7 protein-coding genes are annotated in these 9,137 nt (G+C 60.8%); 4 read left to right on the top strand and 3 right to left on the bottom strand.

Annotation, left to right across the window (positions count from 1 at the left end; genetic code table 11):
* Both RA19_RS07785 and RA19_RS07780 read left to right on the top strand, forming a co-directional pair.
* A partial coding sequence (locus RA19_RS07785; protein ID WP_039161251.1) for an ABC transporter permease occupies positions 1–1,150 on the top strand: 1,150 nt, incomplete at its 5' end.
* A 102-nt stretch (positions 1,151–1,252) separates the two neighbouring features.
* Positions 1,253–3,343: a dipeptide ABC transporter ATP-binding protein gene (locus tag RA19_RS07780; RefSeq protein WP_039161249.1), complete on the top strand. Its 2,091-nt coding sequence runs from the start codon at positions 1,253–1,255 to the stop codon at positions 3,341–3,343.
* Positions 3,344–3,438: 95 nt separating this feature from the next.
* Here the strand turns inward: RA19_RS07780 and RA19_RS07775 are convergent, their stop codons facing one another.
* The 3 genes from RA19_RS07775 to RA19_RS07765 form a co-directional block, all read right to left on the bottom strand.
* Complete coding sequence (locus tag RA19_RS07775) at positions 3,439–4,884, bottom strand: tetratricopeptide repeat-containing sulfotransferase family protein (protein WP_193748240.1); 1,446 nt, start codon at positions 4,882–4,884, stop codon at positions 3,439–3,441.
* Between the two features lie 173 nt (positions 4,885–5,057).
* On the bottom strand, positions 5,058–5,432 hold the full coding sequence (locus RA19_RS07770) for a hypothetical protein (protein ID WP_039161244.1): 375 nt from the start codon (positions 5,430–5,432) through the stop codon (positions 5,058–5,060).
* A gap of 133 nt (positions 5,433–5,565) precedes the next feature.
* Entirely contained in the window at positions 5,566–6,150 is a 585-nt protein-coding gene (locus tag RA19_RS07765) for a lytic transglycosylase domain-containing protein (RefSeq protein ID WP_039161242.1), read from the bottom strand.
* 233 nt (positions 6,151–6,383) lie between these two features.
* On the opposite strand from RA19_RS07765, the gene ssb reads away from it, so the two are divergent.
* Complete coding sequence (ssb, locus tag RA19_RS07760; protein WP_039161240.1) at positions 6,384–6,917, top strand: single-stranded DNA-binding protein; 534 nt, start codon at positions 6,384–6,386, stop codon at positions 6,915–6,917.
* A 354-nt stretch (positions 6,918–7,271) separates the two neighbouring features.
* Positions 7,272–9,137, top strand: a 1,866-nt coding sequence (locus RA19_RS27360; RefSeq protein ID WP_082020483.1) for a methyl-accepting chemotaxis protein, incomplete at its 3' end; no start/stop codon positions are given.

The following is a 9,137-nucleotide window of genomic DNA, read 5'->3' as shown; positions in this document are numbered from 1 at the left end:
TTCGCTGGTGATCCTCTACGGTTTCTCCATCGGCTTCAAACGCAAGCTGGGCCTCTACGGCAAGCTGTTCGACAGCCCCATCGGCATGATCGGCTTTGGCCTGGTGATGTTCTGGGTCTTCACCGGCATCTACGGCGCCATGGACATGATCGTCACCCACGACCCGCTGACCCAGGTCTCGGGCATGAAGAACAAGGTCCCTGGCACTCCGCTGCGCGGCGCCGAGGAAGGCGATTATGCCTATTACCTCCTGGGCGGCGACAACCTGGCCCGCGACGTCTTCAGCCGTCTGGTCAAAGGCGCCTGGGAAGTGATCAAGATCGCCCCGATGGCCGCGGTGTTCGCCTTCATGGTCGGCATCACCCTGGGCCTGCCTGCGGGTTACTACGGCGGCCGCCTGGACACCATTCTGTCCTTTGCCGCCAACCTGATCCTGGCCTTCCCGGTGATCCTGCTGTTCTACCTGCTGGTGACCCCGGAGATCGTTGCCACCGGCGTGCCGAACTACATGGCGATCGTACTATTCGTTTTCCCGATCATCTTTGTGGGCGTCCTGCTGAACTCGCGCTACTACACCCGGCCGAAGCTGCGTAACATGCTGCTGCCGCTGGTGCTGGGCACGATCATCTGGTTCTACCTGCAGCTGGTGTCTAACGGCGGCTATCTGATCAACACTCCGGCCTACTCGATCCCGGGCCTGCCCAAGGCGATGGACCTGTTCGACATCCCCGGCGGCATCCTGGTGGTCTTCGTCTCGGTGGTCTTCGTCAACTCGCCCACGGTGTTCCGCATCGTGCGCGGCCTGACGCTCGACATCAAAACCCGCGACTACGTAGCTGCGGCACAGACCCGCGGCGAAGGCCCCTGGTACATCATGCTGTGGGAAATCCTGCCCAACGCACGCGGCCCGCTGATCGTCGATTTCTGCCTGCGCATCGGCTACACCACCATCCTGCTGGGGACCCTGGGCTTCTTTGGCCTCGGCCTGCCGCCGGAAAGCCCGGACTGGGGTTCGACGATCAATGACGGCCGCAAGCTGCTATCGATCTACCTGCACCCGGCGCTGCCGCCTGCCTTCGCCCTCTTGACGCTGGTTCTTGGTCTGAACCTGTTGGCCGACGGCCTGCGCGAAGAGAGCCTAAAGGATTGATCCAAACCTGCGGGACCGGGGGCCAGCCCCCGGACCCCCGGGATACTTGAGGCCAGAAGAAAGGGATCCGGTCCCTTCCAGCCTCAACAGGGAGACAAGAATATGAACAAACTGGCAGACTACGACGGCCCGATCCTTGAGATTAACAAGCTGTCGATCTCCTTCTTCACCCGCCTGCGCGAAATTCCGGCGGTGATGGACTTCTCGGTCACCGTGCAGCCCGGAGAGGCGGTGGGCCTGGTCGGTGAATCCGGCTGCGGCAAATCCACCGTGGCGCTTGGCGTGATGCAGGACCTGGGCAAGAACGGCCGCATCGTCGGCGGCTCGATCAAGTTCAAGGGCCGCGATCTGGCCGAGATGAGCGCCGAAGAACTGCGCGACATCCGCGGCAATGAGATCGCGATGATCTATCAGGAGCCGATGGCCTCGCTGAACCCGGCGATGAAAATCGGCAAACAGCTGATGGAAGTGCCGATGATCCACGAAGGCGTCAGCGAGAAAGAGGCCTATGCCCGCGCGCTGGAAGTGGTCACCGATGTGCGCCTGCCTGACCCGGAGCGGATGCTGAACTCCTTCCCGCACCAGCTGTCGGGCGGCCAGCAGCAGCGGATCGTGATTGCGATGGCGCTGATGTCCAAGCCCGCACTGCTGATCCTGGACGAACCCACCACTGCGCTTGACGTGACCGTTGAGGCCGCGGTGGTCGAACTGGTCAAGGACCTGGGCAAGAAATACGGCACCTCAATGCTGTTCATCTCGCACAACCTCGGCCTGGTTTTGGAAACCTGCGACCGCCTGTGCGTGATGTACTCCGGCGAGGCGGTGGAGCGCGGCTCGATCAAGGATGTCTTCGACGAGATGCAGCACCCCTATACCCAGGCGCTGTTCCGCTCGATCCCGCTGCCCGGCGCGGACAAGAACTCGCGGCCGCTGGTGGCGATTCCCGGCAATTTCCCCCTTCCTCATGAGCGCCCCTCCGGCTGTAACTTCGGGCCGCGCTGCGACTATTTCGAAGAGGGCCGCTGCGACAAGGACATAGTGATCCCGATGTCTCCGGTGAGAGGCAATGACCGGCACGAAACCCGCTGCCTGAAGTTCCAGGAGATCGATTGGAACGCGCCCATCACCGTGGGCGAGCAGAAGGAGAAGACCGCGCCCGGCAAGGTCGTCCTCAAGATGGACAATCTCAAGAAGTACTACGAGGTTGCGGCCAACGCCCTGTTCGGCGGCGGCGAGACCAAGGTGGTCAAGGCCAACGAGACCCTCAGCTTTGAAGCGCGGGAATCCGAGACCCTTGCCATCGTCGGCGAATCCGGCTGCGGCAAGTCGACCTTCGCCAAGGTGCTGATGGGCTTGGAGACAGCCACCGAAGGCCAGATCCTGCTCGACAACCAGAACATCGAACAGGTGCCGATCGAAGAACGCGACACCAAGACCGTTTCCGACGTGCAGATGGTGTTCCAAAACCCCTTCGATACGCTGAACCCGTCGATGACCGTCGGCCGCCAGATCATGCGGGCGCTGGAGATCTTCGGCATCGGCAACTCCGAGGCCGAACGCAAGAAGAAGATGCTGGAGCTCTTGGACCTGGTGAAGCTGCCCCGCGCCTTTGCAGACCGGATGCCACGGCAGCTGTCGGGCGGCCAGAAGCAGCGTGTGGGCATCGCCCGCGCCTTTGCCGGCGGCGCCCGGATCGTGGTGGCGGACGAACCGGTGTCGGCGCTGGACGTGTCGGTGCAGGCGGCGGTCACGGACCTGCTGATGGAGATCCAGCGCAACGAGAAGACGACGCTGCTTTTCATCTCCCACGACCTGTCAATCGTGCGCTATCTGTCCGACCGGGTGATGGTGATGTACCTCGGCCATGTGGTGGAGCTGGGCGACACCGACCAGGTGTTCTCACCGCCCTACCACCCTTACACCGAGGCGCTTCTGTCGGCGGTGCCGATTGCCGACACCTCGATCGAGAAAGAGCACATCGTTCTGGAAGGCGACATCCCGTCAGCCATGAACCCGCCCCCGGGCTGCCCCTTCCAAACCCGCTGCCGCTGGAAATCAGAAGTGCCCGGCGGCCTGTGCGAACGCGAAGTGCCGCCGGTGCGCCAGCTGGAAGACGGCCACCAGATCAAGTGCCACCTCAGCGACGAAGTGCTGGAGCGTATGACACCGGTGATCAAGATCGCGGCAGAGTAATCTGCAGCACATGCACAAATAACGGCGCCGCGGCTGGTCAAAAGCCGCGGCGCTGTTCATTGATGTGACCGGTTCGGTTTTCTTTGAATTTTAGATCAAGCAGGTTCCGCAAGAAACCTTCCGGTTTCAGCCGCTTGCTGGTCCCACTGCTGCCACTGAGCTAACCACGCCCGGCCGCCCAAAGCGTCCATCAGCGGTTCCAGCTGAGCTTCGTAGCGCCTCCATTTGCCCAAAGCTCCGGTGTTGATCTTCTCGCGGACCTGCATCAGTGAGGCAGTCCGGACCGTGTTTCGCGTCTGCTCCGGGGTCATGCAAACCGGATCCCAATCCAAGCCGGCATGATGCAAAACGGCACGCAGCTGGCCTTCGGGATCCGTGACCAAGGCCTCGTAAGACTGCACCCGGTACTGCGCCCCCAGCTTGGATTGGTAATCCATCGCCGAACGATAAGCCCAGCGGGTCAAATGGCCGATCCAGTCCAGCCGCCGCGAAAACCCGTTTCCCCTGCCGAAATTGGTCGTGAAATTCGACAGGCCCGTATCCATCGGATGGCGGGACATGAACAGAAATTTTGCATTCGGCAGCAAAACATGCGCAAGCCCTGCTTCGAAACAATTGAGCGGCATCTTGTCGATGATGACCTTCGACTCTGTCTCTGCCGCACCCAAGGTGCTTTGCAGGAAATACCTGCGCAAACGGCTGATATCTTCCGGACGCAGCTGCTCCAGCCAGTTCCAGGCACCGCGCCCGGCATGCTGAGGCGCCAGGGCCCGGGCTTGCGCCGCCGTTTTCGACAAGGCCCCGCTTTCACCAATGCTGGTCACGCCCGGGTGGCGGGTCAGGCAGGTCTCCAAAAGCGTGGTCCCGGTCCGCGGCAGGCCGGTTACAAACAGAATGCGAGGGCCGCCCTGGTCTTCGCCGTCATGGCTGTGCGCGGAGAAACAAGCCTCCTGCGTCCGGACAAATTTCTCCTGCAGTTCGCAAGAATACTCGGCTGATTTCAGATCGTTTGCACTGCTGTAGTGCCGGAAAGCTGTGTCAGTATCCCCTGCTCTGTCGGCAATTTTTGCAAGTGCAAAATGCGCAAGAGTCCTTTCCCGCTTCTCCGATGAAGTGTCGCGCAGCACCTCGCCAAGCCGCAGCGCGTAACTGCTGCCCGCAGCAAACGGCTCAAGATGATTGTAAGCCGCAAGCAGCCCCACATCCTTTGGCGCAAGAGCCAATGCCCGTCTGTACGCCGCGGCAGCCGCTGCCTTGTTTCCGCCGCTTGCCTGAACTGCTGCCAGCTTGCCCCATAGCCGCGGCACCTGCGGACGGCTTTCCAGAACCCGCCCCAATAGTTTTGCAGCAGTTTCGTGGTCACCCAGATGAAAATAACAGGTTGCTGTCTGATCAAGCGCTTCAAGATCCTCGGGATTGGAGCGCAGCAAGGAAAACAGCAGCGGCAAAGCCCGCCCGAACTTGCGGTCTTTCACATATTCCCGTGCTGTTTCGATCCCCGCTCTGTTCCAGGGCGCCTGACGCTTTGTGTTTAAAGGCATCTTCTTGACTACTTTATAGTTCCTGCAAATCGCCAGGCAGACTCCCGCAATTCTATGAAAATGCCGTAAATTCCTGGTCCGGCCAGACCCCCCAAAGCAAAACCCCATGCGCGCCGGAACGGCAGCACATGGGGCTCCACACCATTCCCCCACTCCCACGGGGGCGGCTAAACTCAGCTCAGCAGCAGAACGACGATCATCAGCAGGTTCATAGACGCAAACTGCATCAGCCGGGGCGCTTCCTGGCCGCGGGCCGCGGCATAGCCGGCCGCTGCCACGGACAAGGCCAGGCCAGTCAGGGCCAGCGTGCCTGCCAGTGCCCCGGTCAGCCCGGTCCCCGGCCCCCAGGGCGACCCCGCCAGGGTCATCCCCTTCAGCCCGACTCCAACTGCGATGCCGCTGACTGCACCGGCCAGGGACAGCACGGCGCTGCGCGGCTTGCGCGGCAGGCGGCTGCCAAGCACACTGTCGATCATCTGCCGGGTCGGCACCACGCTGGGCTGCCAGTTAATCCCGTCAATGCGTTCGTCAAAGCTCCTGATGTGCAAGGCATTTCCTCCTGAAACTGGCCTCAGATTCACGAAAAATTAAGGCAAATGCGTGACACATCGGCGGAGTTAACGGGGCATTAAGAGAGCTTACCCACAGGTTAACTGCCCGAAAGATTAACCGGCAGCCGTCTCAGCTGCCCCAGATCTTTTTCACATAGTTCTGGGTTTCCTTATACGGCGGCACCCCGCCGTATTTCCGGACGGCCTCAGGACCCGCATTATAGGCAGCAAGCGCCAGCCGCCAGGAGCCGAAATTGCGGAATTGCCGGGCCAGATAGCGGGCACCGCCCTCCAGATTCTGCTGCGGCACAGCCGGGTTTACCCCCAGCGATCGTGCAGTGGCCGGCATCAGCTGCGCCAGCCCCAAGGCCCCTTTGTGCGACTTGGCATTCGGGTTCCAGTTGCTCTCCTGCTGCACCAGCCGCAGAAACAATTCCTCGGGCACCCCATGCTGCCGCGCCGCAGCCCGCGCCATCTCAAGATATTGGCCCCGGTACTTGCCGGTATAGGGCAGCGTGCCCCCGGCTGATGGTATCTGATACGTCTGGGGCTGCAGCCGCGCCGAATTCTTGTACTGGGTCGCAGCACGGCCATCCAATACTCTGGTATGAGACGAAAAAAGATCCCGCCGGCTCTTGGTGCCAAAGATATCGGCCGCAGCAGGCTGCCCTGCCCCGAGCATCGCAATCACTACCCACGCAACGGCTTTGCGCATTCCCACTGTCCCGGCACTGTCCCACTTCGCTGGAATATAACTAATTCAGAACAAATTTAAAGCAACACGCGCGTGAACCGCCGCGCGGACCTTGCCCGGCACCGAAAATCCATCCCCAGAGAGCTGCTTTCCTCAGGCAGCGCAGGTCTATAGTGTGCTTGGAAACCAGAGCGGACGGATTCGCGCCAGACCGCTCCCGGACAAGAACAGCAAGAAACAAAGGACCGAACCCTATGGCCGGCTCACTGAACAAAGTCATGCTTATCGGCAACCTGGGCCGCGACCCCGAGGTGCGCAGTTTCCAGAACGGCGGCAAAGTGTGCAACCTGCGCATTGCCACTTCGGAAACCTGGAAGGACCGCAACACCGGCGAGCGCCGCGAGAAGACCGAATGGCATTCGGTGGCGATTTTCAGCGAAGGCCTGGTCCGGGTGGCTGAACAGTTCCTGCGCAAAGGCTCCAAGGTTTATATCGAAGGCCAGCTGCAGACCCGCAAATGGCAGGACCAAAGCGGCCAGGACCGCTATTCCACCGAGGTGGTTCTGCAGGGGTTCGGCTCCACCCTGACCATGCTTGACGGCCGCGGCGAAGGCGGTGGCGGCGGCGGCGGTGGTTATGGCGGCGGCCAAGGCGGCGGCAGCTATGGCGGCGGCAGCCAGGGCGGCGGCTACGGCGGCGGCTATGACAGCGGCCCGCAAGGCGGCGGCGGCGGTGGTTTCGGCGGCGGAGCGTCGCACAACATCGACGATGACGAAATCCCGTTCTAAGCGATTTCCCCAGAAGCCCCCAAGCCCTGCGCTTGGGGGTTTTTGTTAATTTACCTGTCTTTTTCTGCTGAATTCACGGGCTCACCGCTTTTTCTGCGCGCCCGCCTCCAGCCACTGAATTCCACTGCTCCCCAGGCAGGCGCTTACGGCAAGATCACCTGCAAGGCGTTATTTTCAAAACTTTTTCCCCAGAACAAATGACATTGCAGCCCAAACTGGCGGAAAACATCACTTAGCCGAAACTAAGCTGCCGCTGGCGAATAGGGCAGATTTTGGGCGGGTAGCCGAATATTAAGACACATCGCACAGGATGAATTCAACTAGCCGAAAAATTGTGCAGTAAGGATTCAGAATATGGGTATGCGTTTTTTGCAGCATCTCTCGATCAAGGTGAAGATCGCGATGCTTCTGGCAGCTCCGCTGCTGCTGAGCCTCTGGTTCATGGGAACCAAGCTGACTGAGCTTTACCAAAGGGCACAGGTGAACACCGCGCTCGCGGGCGAACTCTTGGAAAGCACCAGTTCCCTGGTGCACACGCTGCAGGTCGAACGCGGGATGAGCGCGGGTTTCCTAGGTGGTGACGCCACCAAACTGCCCGAAGCGCTGGCCAAGATCCGACGCAGCAACGACACCGCTATGGCAGCTTATCTTGCCCAGCTGGAAACAGTTGACCGCAGCGGCCTCAGCACCGAAGCGCTTCAGGCCTTCCGGGTGGCCCAAACTGAACTTGCCCGCAAATCGGAGATCCGCCAGCAGGTTTCCAACCGCTCGATTCCGCTGAAGGATGCCGTCGCATACTACACCAATCTGAATACTGCGCTGATCCAAAGCGGCCTTTCTGTGACGCAGAAAATTGACGATCCCCGGATTGCCCAAGAGGCCGTGGCGCTGTCGCTCTTTTTGCGCGCCAAGGATGCAGCCGGGCTTGAAAGGGCCGCCGGCGCGGTCGGATTTGCCCATCACTGGAAGCCCGCTGATTTCCAGAACTTCGTTGCAACCCATGAACGCTTCAAGGAACGTCTGGACCGCTTTCTTGATTTTGCAACCATCGAAGACCGCAATGCCGTCGAGACGCTTTTCAAGACGCCGGAAATGAAGAAATTCGACAGCATCCGCGAGGCAGTGCTGACGGGCGGCGATACCTCCGGCCATGATGCGAAATCCTGGTTTGCAGCGGCAACGGAAATGCTGAAAGTTCTGCGCAGCAAGGAAGCTATCCTGATCAAGCACCTCAAAGAGGACATGGCGGCCTATGACGCCAGCAACAAACTGCTGCTGACCGAGATGGCCATTTTTGCAGGCGTCCTGCTGGCCGGCGTTCTGGCGCTGAGCCTGGTAATCGCCCGCGACATGACCAAGGGTCTCACTGTGCTGAACGGCGCTCTGAAGCAGCTTGCCAGCGGCGACGCCAATGCCGATGTGTCAGGCGCGGACCGCCGCGATGAGATCGGATCTGTGGCCCGCAATGTTGTTGAGCTGCGCACCATGACCCAGCAGAAGCAGGAGGAGGAAAACCGGATCGAAAAGGAACGCCGCGAGGAAATTCTTGCGGTCGCCCGCCGCATCGGCAGCTCGCTGATGGATCTGCAGAACAAGCGGCTGGACAATCCGATCCAAGAGTATTTCCCGGAGGAGTTCAAATCGATCCGGATGGACTTTAATGACTCGCTCAAGGCCCTCAGCCAGTCGGTGTCGTCCATCGGTGAATTGACCAGCAGCGTCGACGAAAGCACCAAGTCGATTGCAGAGGCCTCGATGGATCTGGCCCACCGCACCGAAGCGGAATCGGCAACGCTGGAAAAAACCACCCACGCCATGAGCGTCCTGACCAACAGCGTGCAGCATTCGGCGGAAAATGCCGGGCGGGCGGAACGGCTGGCCGACAGCGCCCAGCACGGTGTGAAATCCTGCGACGAGGTGGTGAAAAACACCATTGTTGCCATGGACAAGCTGCAGGAATCCTCGCAGGAGATCTCGCAGATCACCAAAGTGATCCAGGACATTGCCTTCCAGACCAACCTGCTGGCGCTGAATGCCGGTGTCGAGGCCGCCCGGGCCGGCGAAGCAGGCCGCGGGTTTGCGGTTGTCGCCAGCGAAGTGCGGATGCTGGCGCAGCGCTGCGCCGACGCGGTTCAGCAAATCGACGAGCTGACCGCACGCAGCTCGGAGCAGGTCAAGAACGGCGCCACCCTGGTCGATCAGGCCGGCCAGGCCATGGCC

This window comes from Leisingera sp. ANG-M1, from assembly GCF_000813745.1.
In the GTDB taxonomy this organism is placed as follows: domain Bacteria; phylum Pseudomonadota; class Alphaproteobacteria; order Rhodobacterales; family Rhodobacteraceae; genus Leisingera.
This window is presented reverse-complemented; position numbering and strand designations above follow the sequence as displayed.

Coding starts and splice junctions, on each gene's coding strand:
- RA19_RS07780 (WP_039161249.1), top strand. CDS start 1,253: ATGAACAAACTGGCAGACTACGACGGCCCGATCCTTGAGATTAACAAG.
- RA19_RS07775 (WP_193748240.1), bottom strand. CDS start 4,884: ATGCCTTTAAACACAAAGCGTCAGGCGCCCTGGAACAGAGCGGGGATC.
- RA19_RS07765 (WP_039161242.1), bottom strand. CDS start 6,150: ATGCGCAAAGCCGTTGCGTGGGTAGTGATTGCGATGCTCGGGGCAGGG.
- ssb (WP_039161240.1), top strand. CDS start 6,384: ATGGCCGGCTCACTGAACAAAGTCATGCTTATCGGCAACCTGGGCCGC.